Origin of the sequence: Dolomitihabitans soli (assembly GCF_022213955.1) — a bacterium.
Lineage (GTDB): Bacteria > Actinomycetota > Actinomycetes > Streptosporangiales > Streptosporangiaceae > Streptosporangium_A > Streptosporangium_A soli.
In genome coordinates this window covers 145,372-159,615 of sequence record NZ_JAKNTW010000023.1, presented here as the reverse complement: position 1 = coordinate 159,615, position 14,244 = coordinate 145,372, and the positions used below count along the sequence as shown (strand labels likewise).

Annotated in this window: 16 protein-coding genes and 1 pseudogene; 10 read left to right on the top strand and 7 right to left on the bottom strand. The window is 70.6% G+C overall.

Translation table 11 applies throughout. From position 1 onward, the window contains the following. Positions 1–215 precede the first annotated feature (215 nt). Positions 216–809, bottom strand: a complete 594-nt coding sequence (locus tag MBA17_RS34865) for an NADPH-dependent FMN reductase (RefSeq protein ID WP_238501666.1) — start codon at positions 807–809, stop codon at positions 216–218. Between the two features lie 192 nt (positions 810–1,001). Further along, the gene (locus MBA17_RS34860; RefSeq protein WP_238501664.1) at positions 1,002–2,207 is read right to left on the bottom strand and encodes a hypothetical protein; all 1,206 of its coding nucleotides are present in this window, start codon (positions 2,205–2,207) and stop codon (positions 1,002–1,004) included. An 85-nt stretch (positions 2,208–2,292) separates the two neighbouring features. Here MBA17_RS34860 and MBA17_RS34855 point away from each other — a divergent pair, with 85 nt between their 5' ends. The 7 genes and pseudogenes from MBA17_RS34855 (at position 2,293) to MBA17_RS34830 (ending at position 6,234) form a co-directional block, all read left to right on the top strand. After that, positions 2,293–2,553 carry a DegT/DnrJ/EryC1/StrS family aminotransferase gene (locus MBA17_RS34855; RefSeq protein ID WP_238501662.1) on the top strand — a complete coding sequence of 87 codons (261 nt, stop codon included), beginning with the start codon at positions 2,293–2,295 and terminating at the stop codon, positions 2,551–2,553. Positions 2,554–2,567: 14 nt separating this feature from the next. Next, positions 2,568–2,621 (top strand): annotated as a pseudogene (locus MBA17_RS50670) (hypothetical protein); the annotation flags it as partial. 64 nt (positions 2,622–2,685) lie between these two features. Continuing rightward, complete coding sequence (locus MBA17_RS34850) at positions 2,686–2,889, top strand: DegT/DnrJ/EryC1/StrS family aminotransferase (RefSeq protein WP_238501660.1); 204 nt, start codon at positions 2,686–2,688, stop codon at positions 2,887–2,889. Continuing rightward, a complete protein-coding gene (locus tag MBA17_RS34845) occupies positions 2,886–3,272 on the top strand; it encodes a hypothetical protein (protein WP_238501658.1) in 387 nt (128 codons plus the stop codon). The genes MBA17_RS34850 and MBA17_RS34845 overlap by 4 nt, the downstream gene beginning before the upstream one ends. A 156-nt stretch (positions 3,273–3,428) precedes the next feature. Next, a complete protein-coding gene (locus tag MBA17_RS34840) occupies positions 3,429–4,334 on the top strand; it encodes an amidohydrolase family protein (protein ID WP_238501656.1) in 906 nt (301 codons plus the stop codon). Continuing rightward, a complete protein-coding gene (locus tag MBA17_RS34835; RefSeq protein WP_238501654.1) occupies positions 4,331–5,086 on the top strand; it encodes an amidohydrolase family protein in 756 nt (251 codons plus the stop codon). The genes MBA17_RS34840 and MBA17_RS34835 overlap by 4 nt, the downstream gene beginning before the upstream one ends. Further along, entirely contained in the window at positions 5,083–6,234 is a 1,152-nt protein-coding gene (locus tag MBA17_RS34830) for a DegT/DnrJ/EryC1/StrS family aminotransferase (RefSeq protein ID WP_238501652.1), read from the top strand. Before MBA17_RS34835 ends, MBA17_RS34830 begins: the two co-directional genes overlap by 4 nt. Positions 6,235–6,285: 51 nt before the next feature. Here MBA17_RS34830 and MBA17_RS34825 read toward each other — a convergent pair whose 3' ends face one another. Both MBA17_RS34825 and MBA17_RS34820 read right to left on the bottom strand, forming a co-directional pair. Further along, on the bottom strand, positions 6,286–7,257 hold the full coding sequence (locus MBA17_RS34825) for an acetylxylan esterase (protein ID WP_238501650.1): 972 nt from the start codon (positions 7,255–7,257) through the stop codon (positions 6,286–6,288). Next, a complete protein-coding gene (locus tag MBA17_RS34820) occupies positions 7,257–8,066 on the bottom strand; it encodes an NAD-dependent epimerase/dehydratase family protein (protein WP_238501648.1) in 810 nt (269 codons plus the stop codon). Before MBA17_RS34820 ends, MBA17_RS34825 begins: the two co-directional genes overlap by 1 nt. A gap of 133 nt (positions 8,067–8,199) precedes the next feature. Between MBA17_RS34820 and MBA17_RS34815 the strand changes: the two genes are divergently transcribed. Both MBA17_RS34815 and MBA17_RS34810 read left to right on the top strand, forming a co-directional pair. Beyond that, positions 8,200–10,161 carry an NHL repeat-containing protein gene (locus MBA17_RS34815; RefSeq protein WP_238501646.1) on the top strand — a complete coding sequence of 654 codons (1,962 nt, stop codon included), beginning with the start codon at positions 8,200–8,202 and terminating at the stop codon, positions 10,159–10,161. A gap of 58 nt (positions 10,162–10,219) precedes the next feature. Then, positions 10,220–11,014, top strand: a complete 795-nt coding sequence (locus MBA17_RS34810) for an SDR family NAD(P)-dependent oxidoreductase (RefSeq protein ID WP_238501645.1) — start codon at positions 10,220–10,222, stop codon at positions 11,012–11,014. A 36-nt stretch (positions 11,015–11,050) separates the two neighbouring features. Here MBA17_RS34810 and MBA17_RS34805 read toward each other — a convergent pair whose 3' ends face one another. Genes MBA17_RS34805 through MBA17_RS34795 form a run of 3 tightly spaced genes read right to left on the bottom strand, consistent with a single transcriptional unit; the run spans position 11,051 to position 13,700 of the window. Then, positions 11,051–12,256, bottom strand: coding sequence for a 50S ribosomal protein L11 methyltransferase (locus MBA17_RS34805; RefSeq protein WP_238501644.1), 1,206 nt, complete (start codon positions 12,254–12,256; stop codon positions 11,051–11,053). Next, positions 12,250–12,858, bottom strand: coding sequence for a flavoprotein (locus tag MBA17_RS34800; protein ID WP_238501643.1), 609 nt, complete (start codon positions 12,856–12,858; stop codon positions 12,250–12,252). The genes MBA17_RS34805 and MBA17_RS34800 overlap by 7 nt, the downstream gene beginning before the upstream one ends. Beyond that, positions 12,855–13,700: a protein kinase family protein gene (locus tag MBA17_RS34795; protein ID WP_238501642.1), complete on the bottom strand. Its 846-nt coding sequence runs from the start codon at positions 13,698–13,700 to the stop codon at positions 12,855–12,857. Before MBA17_RS34795 ends, MBA17_RS34800 begins: the two co-directional genes overlap by 4 nt. Positions 13,701–13,993: 293 nt before the next feature. Here MBA17_RS34795 and tvaA point away from each other — a divergent pair, with 293 nt between their 5' ends. After that, positions 13,994–14,227: a thioviridamide family RiPP peptide gene (gene tvaA, locus MBA17_RS34790; protein WP_238501641.1), complete on the top strand. Its 234-nt coding sequence runs from the start codon at positions 13,994–13,996 to the stop codon at positions 14,225–14,227. Positions 14,228–14,244 lie beyond the last annotated feature (17 nt).

Here is a 14,244-nt window from a genome sequence, read left to right as displayed (position 1 = left end):
CGAGCAGCTCAAGAACGCCCTCGTCAGTGTCAGTACGGCGAAGGCCACCCCTGACCTCGGACCCTACGACGGCGGCCGCGGGCGTCCGGACATCGCGAAGACGACCGAGAGCACGCTGTTCGCCACCGCCTACGTAGGCATCCACCCGGTGGGCGACGAAACGGCCGGCGAGGCCGAGCAGGAGGTGACCTACACCAACACCTCCGACGCCCGTGTCAGACCGCGTAAGGGCGGGCCGCGCGGGCGTCCCGGAGCGTCCACGCCCACCAGGCGAGCTGGTCGAGCAGGACCTTGGCCGCCGCGTCGGCCCCCGCCGGGCTGGCCGGCTCGTGCTGGTCGCCGAACTGGCCCCAGGCGCCGTGGAAGCTGACGGTGTCCCGGACGGTGACCGCGTGCAGTTCGGCGAAGACCAGGCGCAGGTGCTCGACCGCCCGCAGACCGCCCGATAGGCCGCCGTAGGAGACGAAGCCGACGGGCTTGGCGTGCCACTGCCGGTCGTGCCAGTCGATGGCGTTCTTCAGGGACGCGGGAAAACTGTGGTTGTACTCCGGTGTCACGATCGCGAACGCGTCTGCCGCCGCCAGCCTCGGCGTCAGCCCTTCCAACGCCTCCGCGGTCTCCCGGGGCGGTGCGGCACCGAAGTTGGGCAGCATCACGGGGAGGGGCGTCCCGGCCAGGTCGATCACGTCGACGTCCAGGCCGCCGTGCCGTACGGCCTGGCGGACGAACCAGTCGGCGACGGTCGGCCCGAATCTGCCCTCCCGGACGCTGCCGATGATCACTGCGAGCTTGAGCGGCTTTTCGGGCATGACGGTTCCTCCGATGGTGGCGCTTCCCCGTCCCCTGACCGGGAGCGGATACGGCAACCTTCGGACCTCAACCAAGGTTCATGTCAAGCACGGCCGACGGGTTCGCTAGAGCACAGGAACGGCCGACGGGTTCGCTAGAGCACAGGAACGGCCGACGGGTTCGCTAGAGCACAGGAACGGCCGACGGGTTCGCTAGAGCATCAGGCGGTACAGGGTGAGGGGCCGGCCGCTGGTGCCGCTGGTGAGATTGCCGGTGCGTTCGGCGAGGCCGGCCAGTTCCAGGCGGTGGAGCATGCGGCGGGCCGTACGCTGCTGCACCGCGAGGCGCTCGGCGATCTCCTTGGTGGTGAGCGGCTCGTCGCCGAGGGCGGTGCGGGCTTCGAGCAGCTTCTCCAGGGTCGGCACGGACAGGCCGACGCGGCGGGCGATGACCCGCAGGTTCTGTTCCGCGGCGGGCGGCGCGCTCACCGAGTCGAGCAGGATGTCGGTGTCGGCGCGCACCGACAGGACCGCGGCCACGTCGCCGATCCGGCGGGCGCGGGCGAGGGCCCGGCGAGCCAGGCTCTCCGCTTCGGCGGCGCTGCGGCCCAGGCCGAAGCCGACCCGGACGACCCGGCTGTGGCCGGCCAGGCGCGACAACATGGGCAGGCTGGAGAAGCCGCCGGTCGCGTCGTGCAGCGGCCCCCGGGTGGTGACCAGCAGGTGGGTGCCGCCGCGGAAGGCCGCGAGGGTGCCGCCGAGCGCGGTGGCCTCCCGGAGCAGGCCCTCCTCGGCGTCGATCTCGATCAGCCCGAGCACGATCTGCGCGTCTTCCTGGGCCTGCCCCTCGGCGGAGAGCAGGAGTTGCCGCAGGGCGACCCGTACCGAGTGGATCGACGGGACCAGGCGGAGCACGTGGATCTCGCCGCGCAACTCCTCGTGGACCGAGCTGAGGCAGGTGATCGCGGCGTGTCCCTTGCCGCGCCGGTGGAAGGCGACCGCCTGTTCGGACGTCATCCCGGCGCGGTAGGGGATGGTCCTGAGCTGGCTGGTGGGCAGGCCGGCCTCGGCGAAGGTGGTCATCACGTCGGCGGTGGAGATGGTGTCGATGGACAGCCGGGTGACGTCCTGGCCCTGGTGCTGCAGCCGTACGAGGGCGCTGAGCAGGGTCGCGCCGGAGTAGTCGACGAACGCGGCGGGGCGGGAGAGCACGTCGGCGTCGTGGCTGAGCATGTAGGGCACGATGCCGGTGAACAGCCAGCCCTCGACGGCGGTGGCGTGCGCCTCGACGACCGTGGGCGCCTGCGACTCGTGGTCGTAGTCCAGCCGGAGCGTGCTCACGCCCGGCTGTTCCTCACAGATGGCGGCCACCTCGTCAACCAGATCGTGAGGGCCGACCACTCCGATGAGGATCCCCACCCAAACCTCCTAGCTCCTGTCGCGGGCTGTCGTCAAGATTACGGTCAAGACCGTATATCAGACTCTACCCCCTGCGAAATATCCGTTGACCCCGACGTTTCCCAGTGCCACCGACTCGGGCGGGCGGACGCTGGGCGAGGAGGAGATGGCCGCCGTGGAACAGGTGATCCGCTCCAGGATGCTCAACTCCGTTTGGGGGACCGAGGCGCGTGCGCTGGAACACGAGACGGCGGAGCTGTACGGCTCCCGCCATGCTGTCGCGTGCAGCTCCGGCACCGCGGCCCTCCATCTCGCGGTCGTGCCGCCGCTCCCGACCCCGACGACGAGATCATCACGACGCCGCTGACCGACTTCGGGACCGTGGCCCCCATCTTGGCGCAGAACGCCGTCCCTGTCTTCGCCGATGTTGATCCTCTTATCGGAAACCTCGATCCCGACGCGGTTCGCAAGGCGATCATCGCCAAAACCAAGGCAAATCATGGCGGTTCACCTCTTCGGTGCGCCCGCACCTGTGGACGAGTTGCGCGAGATCGCCGACGAGCACGGCCTGACGCGGATCGAGGACTGCGCCCAGGCGTGGCTCACCGAACTGCCGGGCGGGCGACCGGTCGGCCGGGTCGGCGAGGTGGGATGCTTTCAGCCTCCAGCAGTGGAGCACATCACCCACGGCAATCACCGATGACGACCGGCCGGGTCGGCGAGGTGGGGTGCCTCAGCCTCCAGCGGTGGAAGCACATCACCCAAGACGACGACGGACCGCTGATCACCGATGACGACCGGCCGGCGCGGGTGGTGCGGCTGTCCTCCGATGTGGAGGGGTGGGAAGCCCGGTTTGTCGCCGGCGACGACGAGGAAGTCGCCCAGGTGGCAGAAGTGCGTGTCGAGGAAGATCACCCGGGTGCCCCGAGGTCATGGCGAGCACCTTGCCCCGAGATCATGGCGAGCACCTTGCCCCGAGATCATGTCGTAGATCGCGGCGCGCAGGCCGGCGACGGCACCGGCCGCCGTCTCCTGGTCCGCCAGGAGCGCCTGGACGGGACCGGGTGGCCCGGCACGGTCGGATAGGCGCCGGCGAGCACGTCGATGTCGAGCGTCACCCTGAGCTCGCCGATGAGGCTCCTCGCGTCGAACACGGTCACGACAGCCTTCCTGATCGCATACCGTGGCTGACCATAATGGATTCCCTTGACGCTCTGGAAGCCTATGGCTAGATTTCGGTCTGTGCCGAAACCAGGAGAGGTCATCGACGCCCACCGGCTGATCGGGCCCGTACCCATGGACGACCTCCCCGTCGACCCGAGGCCGGAGATGGACCGCCTGGGCGTCGCCGCCGCCTGCGTCACCCACACGCTGAGCCTCCACTCCGACGCGGCGGCGGGCAACGAGGCGCTGCTCGCGCTGAACGATCCCCGGCTGATCCCGGTGCCCGTCGTGGTGCCCGGCGTGCCGGGGGCGAGCACGCCCGGCGGCCCCGGCGAGGTGACGGCCTGGGACGTGCGCATGATCAGGCTCTGCCCGAAACGACACGGTTTCGAGCTGACCGGGCCGATCGCCCTGCGCTGGCTGGCCGCGCTGAACCTGCCCGTGGCGATCGACTTCGCGGAGACCTCGCCGGGCGAACTCCACACCCTCGCCCGCGAACTGCCCGGCCTGCGCATCCTGCTGCTGAATCCCGGCTACCGGCGACTGCGCGCGGTGGCCGAGCTGATGGCCGAGATCCCCGGCCTGTGGCTGGAGATGGGGACGGTCAACACCCAGGGGGGCGTGGAGTGGCTCGCCGGGCTGTACGGCGCGGACCGGCTGGTGTTCGGCACCGGAGCACCGGTGATGGACGACTGCGGACCCAGGTTCCTGCTCGACCATCTGGCCCTCAGCTCCGACGAGACGGCCGCCATCGCGTCCGGCTCGCTCCGAAGGCTGCTGTCCGCCCCCGGCTCCGACGCCCTCCCCCTCTTCGAAGGCCCCCACCCCGAGACGTCGTCCCCGCCAGAAGCCGCCGCCCGACCGGCAGCGCCGTCCTTCCTGAACCCGTCCGCCCGCCCGGAACCCGCGCCGCTCCTGGAGACGTCCACCCGTCCCGAGACGTCGTCCCCGCCAGAAGCCCCTGGATCGAGAGGTGTCCGATGATCCTCGACGCGCACGGCCACCTCGGTCGCTGGCCCGACTTCCTGATCCCCGACCCCTCCCCCGAGGGACTGGTCGCCACGATGGACCGGATCGGCGTCACCGCGATGGGCGTCAGCGACCTGCTCGCCGTCGGTCCCGACGCGGCCGAGGGCAACAGGCGGGCCGCCGAGGCCGCACGGAGGTTCCCCGGCAGGTTCGGCGTCTGGCAGGTCTACAACCCGCACCACCGCACGCCCCTCACCGGCGGGCCGCACGTCTGGGGTGTCAAGCTCCACCCCGACGTCCACGAATGCCGCCTCGACGACCCGCTCTACGAGCCCGCCTTCGCGACCGGGCTGCCCGTCCTCGCCCACGGCCAGACGGACTCACCGTGGAGCGACCCGTCGCAGTTCGCCGTGGTCGCCGCTCGGCATCCCACGATCCCCCTGCTCTTGGGGCACGCCGGACTGTGGCCGTACGGCTTCGCCCGCGCGGCGACGCTGGTGGCGGACCACCCGAACGTGCTCCTGGAGATCTGCGGTTCGAAGATGACCGGCCGCTGGATCGCCCGCCTGGCCGCCATGGTGGGCGCCGAACGCGTCCTCTTCGGCTCCGATGCCTGCTTCCTCGACCTCCGCGTCGGCCTGGGCCGGGTGACCCTCGCCCCGCTCACCGAGCCGGAACGCGCCCTGATCCTCGGCGGCAACCTCGCCGGAATTCTCGGCCTGCACCCCGACCACCCTGACTTCGATCATGGAGGACAGCGATCGTGACCCTCGCCATCCACGGCGGCACCCCCGTCAGATCCGCCCCGTGGCCGTCCTGGCCGCCGCCGCTCGACGACGGCCAGCGCAAACTGGTGACCGAAGTGCTGGACAGCGGCCTGTGGGGCGCCACCCAGGGCTCCGTCTGCAACGATCTGGCCGCGGCCTTCGCGGACCGATCCGGCGTGCCGTACGGCGTGACGGTGGGGAACGCGACGCTCGGCCTGTTCGCGGCGCTGCGCGGGCTCGGCGTGGGGCCGGGGGACGAGGTGATCATTCCGGCCTACACCTTCGTGGCGTGTGCCACCTCGGTCCTGCTCACGGGGGCGACTCCGGTGATCGTCGATGTGGACCCCGTCGATCTGCACCTGTCCGCCCAGGCGGTGGAGGCGGCCGTCACGAGCGAGACGGCCGCGATCATGCCGGTGCACCTCGCGGGCAGCCCGGCCGACATGGACGCGATCACGGCGGTCGCCCGGCGGCACGGCCTGGTGGTCGTGGAGGACTGCGCACAGGCTCACGGGGCCCTCTACCACGGCAGGCCGGTCGGCGGGCTCGGCGACGCCGGGGTGTTCAGCTTCCAGGCGAGCAAGGCGATGACCGCGGGCGAGGGCGGCGTGATCGTCTGCCGGGAGGCCGGCGCGCACGGGGCGATCTGGTCGGCGTGCAACCTCGGGCGGCGGCTCGGCGGCGAGTGGTACGGCCATCCGGAGGTGGGCTGGAACCTGCGGCTCACCGAGATCCAGGCCGCGCTGCTGCTCCCCTGGCTGGACCGGCTGGAGTCGGAGATCGCCCGGCGGGAGGCGTTCTGCGCCCAGCTGGCGACGGAGCTGGACGGGCTGCCGGTGACCTTCGTGCCCCAGCCCGCCGGCACCACCCGCGACTCCCGGCACCTGCTGATGCTCCGCCTGGAGACCCCGGTGGACCGGGAGTTCCTGCTGGCCGCGATGGCCGCCGAGGGGGTGCCGATCGACGGCGGCTATCCGCCTCTGGGCGGTATGGCCGCGCTGCACCAGGCCCGTACCGAGGCGTGCCCGGCGGCCACGGCCGCGGCCGCCGACGTCGTCTGGATCCGCCAGTCGATGCTGATGGCGGACCCGGCCGAGGCCACCCACGTCACCGAGGCCTTCGCCAAGGTCCTCACCTCGGTCATCTGACCGACCACGCCGCCCCGCCAGGCGACCCACCACCGGCTGGCGGGGCAGGGGTCAGAGGAGGCGTTTGAGCAGGGCCAGGTTCGCGGCCTCCTGCTCGCCGCCGCCGCCCTCGTGCCCGTTGTACGGCCAGACCCGCATGTGCTTCTCCCCCGCGTAGTGGTTGTACGCCGCGAAGATCGTCGACGGCGGGCACACCTGGTCCATCAGCGCGGCGGAGAACCAGGCGGGCACCGTCGCGCGGGCCGCGAAGTTGACCCCGTCGAAGTAGGAGAGCACACCGAAGACCTCCTCGATCAGCCCTCGGTGCGTGCGCAGGTACTCCGCGATCTCCGAGCGCGACCCGGCGTTGCTGATCTCGGTGGCCCGCCGGAACAGGGCCAGGGAGGGGACGTCGAGGACCACCGCGCGCAGCGCGGACGGCAGGAGTCCGGCCACGGCGAGCCCGACGCCGCCCCCCTGGCTGCCACCCGAGACCGCGATCCGCCCGGGATCGACGGCGGGGAGCGCCGCCGCGGCCTCCACCGCGCGCACCGCGTCGGTGTAGACCCGCCGGTAGTAGTAGCTTTCGGGAGCGGCCAGCCCACGGGTGAGGAACCCGGCCACCTCCGGCTGGGTGCCGCCGACGGGATCGGCGGTGAAGCCGGGCGCCCCCGAGCCGCCGCCCTGCCCCCGGGTGTCCATCACCAGGGTGGCGAGCCCGCCGGCGGGATGGGCGAGCCACTGGTGCGGGAACCCGCGTCCCACCGAGTACCCCAGATAGCGGACGACGCACGGCACCGGCCCTCGCCGCTCGCGGGGCGCGATGAACCAGCCGCCGATCCGGTGCCCGCCGAAGCCGGAGAACCGGATCTCCGACACCTCGAACAGGTCCAGCGCGGTGTCCTGCGGGGTGAGCACCGGGTCCAGATCGTGGCGCCGGGCCTCCTCCAGCGTCATCCGCCAGAAGTCGTCGAACCCGGCCGGTTCCTCGCGCTCGGGCGCGAAGGTCCGCAGCCGGTCGAGCGGCAGGTCGAACAGGGCCATCAGACGCTCCGACCGGTCGGCGCCCAGCCCAGCACGGCCGGCGTGTCGTCACCGGTGACGGTACGCGGGTCGCCGGTCACGGCGAAGGCACGGTACGGCCCGCCGTACCGGAGCGCGGCCTCGATCGCGGCGGCGGTGTCACTCCCGGCCAGCGCGACGACGGGTGTGCCGTCGTCGAACCGAAGCCGCACCGGCGGCCGGGCGACGAGCGGAACGCCCCCATCCGGACCGCGCGACGGGCCGGGAGGCGGGACGGCTTCGTCCTGGCCGGGAGGCCGGACGGCGGGCGGGCGCCACAGCGGCCAGTCGTCGTCGGGTGTGGGGTGGGCCAGCCGGAGGGACACGCCCGTGAGGTCGCCGGCCGTGGTCCGGCAGACCTCCTCGGCCATCCGCTTCGACAGGCCGTAGGGTTCGGTGGAGTCGGGCGGCAGGGAGACGTCGACCGGACGCCTGCCGTACTCGCTGAAGACCGACATGGTGCTCACGTGGACGAACCGGGGCACGTGGTGGCGGCGGGCGGCGACGAGGGTGGCGTAGACGGATCCGACGTTCACCCCGAAGGCGGCGGTCACCCTGGCGCTGTCCGCCACCTCCGGCCCGCGCGGGACCACCGAGGCGAGGTGGACGACCGCGTCCATCCCGGCGAGGGCGTCGAGGGCTCCGGGATCGGTCACGCCCGCGCGATGGTGCGTCACGCCGGGGTGAGCGGGCGGGGACGGGTCGAGCACGTGGAGGTCATGCCGTACGAGCAGGTGGGGGATCACCTGGCCGCCCACGGTGCCGCCGCCGCCGATGAGTAGCAGGCGCATGCACGCCCTCCTGATCGTCACGATTCGATGTCGGCCGTTGCCTGAGGGACCGCCACCATAGAGCCTATAACGGTCAAGGCCGAAATGTCCGCCTTGATTTCGGTCCAGACCGATATTTGGCCAGGAGGATCATGTGAGGATGCTCGCCCTGCTCGTGGTGTTCGTCATGGCGCTCGTCTCCGTACCGGGAGTCGCGTCCGCCGCCGCCGAGGAGGATCTCGGCTACCCGATCGCCGCCAGGATCCTGTCCCAGGACCAGTCACAGGGGGTCGACGCCGACGGACGTCCCCAGGCGTACTGGGTGACCGCCGGAAATCCTGAGATTCCCGGCATGTTCCAGGTCACCGACATCCGCACGGGGGAAGTGGTCTTCAAGGAACGGCTGCCCGCCGGCGTGAACAGCTGGGCCAGCACGTTCTCCACGGCCGACGGCACGGTCTACTTCGGCATGACCGAGGGACAGCTCTACCGCTGGAAGCCCGGCGACACGGCCGTCACCTCGCTCGGCGTGCCGTACCCCGGTGAGGGCATCTGGCGGCTCGCCGCCGCCCCCGACGGCGTGATCTACGGCGGCACCTACCCCGGCGGCAAGCTCTTCTCACACGACCCGCGCACGGGCGCCTTCACCGACCACGGCCAGGTCGTGCCCGGCGAGACGTACGCCCGCACACTCGCCGTCGACGACCGGCACGTCTACGTCGGGACCCAGCCCAGAGCCCGGCTCGCCCGATTCGACCGCGCGACCGGCACGATCGAGCAGATCCCGCTCCCCGCCGAGTACGGCACGCACGAGGTCGTCTACGACATGACCCGGGCCCGCGACCACCTGCTGCTGCGCGTCCAGCCCTCCAACGACCTGCTGGTCTACGACACCGTCGAGAAGACCTTCGACAACATCGTCAAGGGCATCTCCGGCCGCGCGATCTCCCCCCTCGACCCCTCGGGGCACAACGTCTACTTCAGGATCGCCGCCGAGGGGATCGTCCGCTACGACCTCGACACGCACACCTGGACCAAGACGGGCTGGGGCCCGAACGGGTTCCCCGGGTCGTGGGCGTGGATCGAGATGGACAACCCCGACTTCCCCGGCAAGTCACTGGCCATGACCTACTACTACGGCCGCGTCTACGTCTGGAACCCGGAGACCCGCAAGACCGCCTACCTCGGTGAGGACAAGCTGGAGGGCGCCCCCAACCTCATCCAGGCGATCGGCGCCGCCCCCGACGGCGCGATCCACGTCGGCGGCTTCCTCTCCCCACCCGGCATGGCCCGCCTCGACCCCGCCACCGGCGCCACCACCCTGCTGGCCGCCGCCGGCCAGATCGAGGGCTTCGGCTCGTACGGCAGGCACCTGGTCTACGGCCGCTACCCCGACGGCCTCCTCCTCGACTACGACCTCGACAAGCCCTGGGCCTACGGCACCAATCCCAAGGCCCCGGTCGCGATCGGCCACGAGCAGGACAGGCCGCAGGCGTTCGCGCAGACCGGCGACCTGATCGCGGTCGGCAGCGTGCCGAAGTCCGGCAGGCTGGGCGGGGCGCTGACCCTGTGGAACCCGGCGACCGGCGAGGTGGACGTGCACCGTGACGTCGTCCCCGCGCAGAGCGTGGTCTCGCTCGCCCAGCACCGCGGCCTCCTCTACGGCGGCACCTCGATCAACGGCGGCTACGGCATCGACCCCACCGCCAAGGAGGCCGAACTCTTCGTCTTCGACCCCGCCACCCGGCGAACCGTCTCGTCCGTCGTCCCCGTGCCGGGCGCGGCGACGGTCAACGCCCTCACGGTCGACGCGAAGGGCGTCATCTGGGGCCTCGCCGACGGCACGCTGTTCACCTTCGACCCGCGCAAGGGACACGTCACCAAGCAGCAGCGGCTGTTCCCCCGCGAGTCCTCGATGTACGGTCACGACCGCGCCCTGGTGCTCAGCGGCGACCGTCACCTCTACGCGACCATGGCCGGCTCCCTCTGGCGCGTCGACCGCCGTGCCTGGAAGGCCGTCAAGCTCACCTCGGACGGCGTCGCCTACCTGACCAAGGGCGGCGACGGCAACCTCTACTACGCCAGGGGCGCCCGCCTGTTCCGCTGGAAGCCCTAGACACCCCGGCCGGTTCCCCGCCGGATACGACCTGGTCAGGCGGGGAAGGACTGGTCGCATGAACATCGATCTCACTGGCCGGACAGCGCTCGTCACGGGTTCCACGCAGGGCATCGGCGCGGCCATCGCCACCGGCCTGGCCCGGTCCGGCGCCCGCGTGGCGGTCAACGGCCGTTCCCGGGAGACCGTCGGGAAGGCCGTCGACCGGCTGCGCGCCGAGGTGCCGGGCGCGCAGGTCGTCCCCGTCGCCGCCGACCTCGCCACCGAGGACGGCACGGCCCGCACCCTGGACGTCCTGCCCGAGGCCGACATCCTGATCAACAACCTCGGCGTCTTCGGCGCCAAACCGGCCCTGGAGATCACCGACGACGAGTGGCGCCGCTACTTCGAGGTGAACGTCCTGACCGCCGTCCGGCTCACCCGCGCCTACCTGCCCGGCATGATCGGCCGCGCCTGGGGACGCGTGCAGTACATCGCCAGCGACTCCGCCATCGTCACCCCCGTGGAAATGATCCATTACGGCGTGTCGAAGACGGCGCTGCTCGGCGTCTCCCGTGGGTTCGCGAAGCAGGCGGCCGGCACCGGCGTGACCGTCAACTCGGTGATCGCCGGCCCCACCCACACCGGCGGCGTCGAGGACTTCGTGTACGAGCTGGTGGACCCGAGCCTGCCGTGGAAGGAGGCGCAACGGGCGTTCATGCGCGAGCACCGGCCCCAGTCGCTGCTGCAACGCCTCATCGAACCCGAGGAGATCGCCAACATGGTCGTCTACCTCAGCTCGGCGCAGGCCTCGGCCACCACCGGCGGCGCCGTCCGCGTCGACGGCGGCTACGTGGACGCCATCCTCCCCTGACCACCGAGCCCACCCGGTACGGCGAGCGGTGCGCCGCTAGTCATCCGCCAGCGCCAGGCTCGCGCGCCCGTCCCCTTCATAGCGGTAACGAAGGCGGACCTCGTCGCCGGGAACGAGTTCGATCTCGGAGTCGAGGGCCCAGCAGGCGGTGAACCAGTGGCTCGCCTCGTCGCCGTCCCAGGGAGCGGTCGACATCGACACGCCGGGAGACATCTGCGCGTCGAAGAAGAGCACGGCTCCTGACACGGTTCCGCCCCGGGAGGCGGTGAGGGTGGTCTCGCCTTCGAAGACCCGGGCGTCCTCCCGGAGGTCGATCCTGCTCAGCGTTCGCGGCTCCGACATCCGCCGCCATTGCCGTACGACCTCCGGCCTCTCGTAGAATCCGGCGACCCGCCCCCGGTCGGCGTCCAGCATGGGCGAGAAGTCGATGCCGTAGCGGCTCTGCCACCGCTTGATCTGCGGGGCGATGATGCGCTGCTGGCCCACGGTCCGCTCGGGCATGTCCACGAGGTAGAGGTAGGTCTGGAAGGACGACGGGATGAGCCGTGCGTCCGGAGTGAGCAGCCGCTTCCTGGCGTCCTGGACCGACTCCCAGATGACCATGTCCAGCGCGTCGTTGCCGACGATGTCGGTCGTCAGGACCGTGGCCGGTTCGGGGAGTTCGGTGGTGCTGGACCAGCCCTTGATGAAAGTGATGCGGTCCGCCACACCGTTGACCTTGGCCACCTCCGCGGCGATGTCACCGCTTCTGGCCGGCTCCACCGCGTAGACGTGCCTGGCGCCGGCCTTGGCCGCGGCGATGGCCAGGATTCCGGAGCCGGTGCCGAGGTCGAGCACGACGTCGTCAGGAGTCACCACCTCGTTGATCGCCCGGATGAAGGTGGCCTTCCTGATCGGGTCCTCCAGGATGCGGATGTTCAGATGGGCCAGCCCGTAACCGCCGGTCGGGAACATCAGGTCGGCGAAGCCCGTCTGCGGTTCCTCGGTGAGGATGCCCGCGCTCACCAGCATGCTCAGTGTCGTGAGCACCTCCTCCATCGCGCGCCGGCCCTTGAGCCGGGGCCCGAGGCGGCGCATGCACTCGGCGACCGAGGTGGGGGTGTAGAAGACGTCGAGCAGCGCGAGCGCGTGCTGGTCGAACTCCCACACGCGCCGATCGTGATGGATCCGGACCAGGTTGGCGCTCTCCAGCTCCATGATGAGTTCGGGGACACGCCGCAGTGCGGTATCGGCCTTCAACATGAGTCAGCTCCTTGCTCGGGTGATGTTCTGTCGCGGTTGGCCAGCGCCTGCGCGACCGCCATGACCAGTGGCCGCCGGAAGTCCCCGAGGGATCCGGGTTCCGCCTCACCGGTGGCGAAGGCGACGCCTTCGCCGGGTTCCACCACCTGGTAGCCGTCGTCACGGAGCCGGGCGACATTCCTCCTGACGGCGGGCTTCTCCCACATGACCTTGCTGGTGGCCGGGACGAGCACGACCGGGCAGGCGGCCGCCAGGAGGATCGAGGTCAGCAGGTCGTCGGCGATGCCGTTGGCGACCTTTCCGAGGAAGTTGGCCGTTGCGGGGAGTACGGCGATGACCTCGGCCCAGTTGGCCATCGTCACGTGCGAATCCCGGCCGGGAGGCAGGTCGTCCCAGCCGGAGAACGTCTCACAGGCCGCGACCGCTCTCAGCGACTCCGGGGTGACGAACCGCCGGGCCATCGGGGTCAACACCACGCGGACGTCGGTCACGCCCAGCTTCAGGCTGAGCCAGGGCAGCAGGTGGGGGACGGTCAAGGACGAGACCGATCCGCAGACGCCGAGCAGGAGTCTCAACCGCCCCGGCTCTGGAGGAGAGGTCATGAACCCGTCACTTCGCGAAGGATCAGCCACTGCTTCTCCACCTCCGGCAGCACGTCACGCAAGGCGTCGTCCGGCCCGAGAGCCCACGTCGCCTGGGCGTAGTGGTCGAACACTCGCCCCGCCGCGAGCGCGCTCAGCCGTCCGCACTCGGCCGGGTCGAGCGAGCGGCCCAGCGAGGCCTGGTACTGGGTGAGGAACGTCTCGATGCGGATGTGGAGCACCTGTGGCGTGACCCCGGTCAGGGCGGCGGCCTCGAGGACCTCGCCGATGAGATACGCGACGTCCCCCAGCGGGTCGCCGATGCCGGCCTCCCGCCAGCCGAGAACGGCCACCGGTGCGGTGAGGGCGCATATTCCGGTGGAGAACCTGCCATGGACGATGGTGACGTCTCGCGGCGGTGGTCCGGGGCGCCGCGCCTCCTCCGCCATCAAGGGCGTCAGGTGCGACGGCAACCTGTCCCTGGCCTGCCGTACGCCGGCCGAGGCTTCGTCGTCCGACGCGAGCCAGGCGCTCCCGGCGCTCCGGTCCGGCAGGACGTTCACGAGGGTGTCCACCGGAAGCCGGTGCAGAGTCCCCAGAAAACGGGCCAGGCCGCTCAGCACGCCGTACCACCAACCGTCCTCCCCGATGAACGCGGCGTCGAAGACCCGGTCGCACAACAGTGCCGGGGTGGACACCGCGTTCCACACCGCCAGCGCGTGATTCTCGACGCGTGGCGGCACCGCGGCGGCGCCGACCTGCGGCATGACGCGGAAGAGGGCGGCGATGCGGGCGTCGTCGAGGTAGGTCCCGCCGGATCGCTGGACGTGCTCGATCCATCGATATCCATGCGCCGTTCGCATGCAGATCCTGTGCACGAAAGGGCCGCGTATCGACCGCACCACGTTTTCGTCGGCCACGGTCATGGGACTTTCGACTCGCGAAAAACCTGTGTCCCGATCAATTCCTGATGGCATCTCGCCTCTCTTGCCGCCCTCAGCATGTCGCCAGACTAAATGTGCAGCGAGGAAGCGATCAAGCGACACATTTCGCAATGTGTCGCTTATGCGACTGGCTCGGCGTAGTGCTCGTTGTGGCCTCTGGCGGCTCAACTTAATCTTGCTCCGAGGTCGCACACCGAAAGAGGAGGATCTCAATGCCAGAAGTGCTAGCCGACGAAGCCCTCATCGCAGAACTCATGGACCGGGTCAAGGAGGACGATTTCCAGGACATCGACCTGGGATCGATCGACACCTCGTTCTCCGAGCTCGCCGGGATCAGCGCCGAGGAGTTGCAGCAGTTCCTGGAGGAGAAGGTCGGGATTTCTCCCGACGAGAGCATTCAGGGCACTTTCACCGGAATTCTCGTCACGCCCGCGACCCACTGCTGAGTCGAGTGCGACGGCTG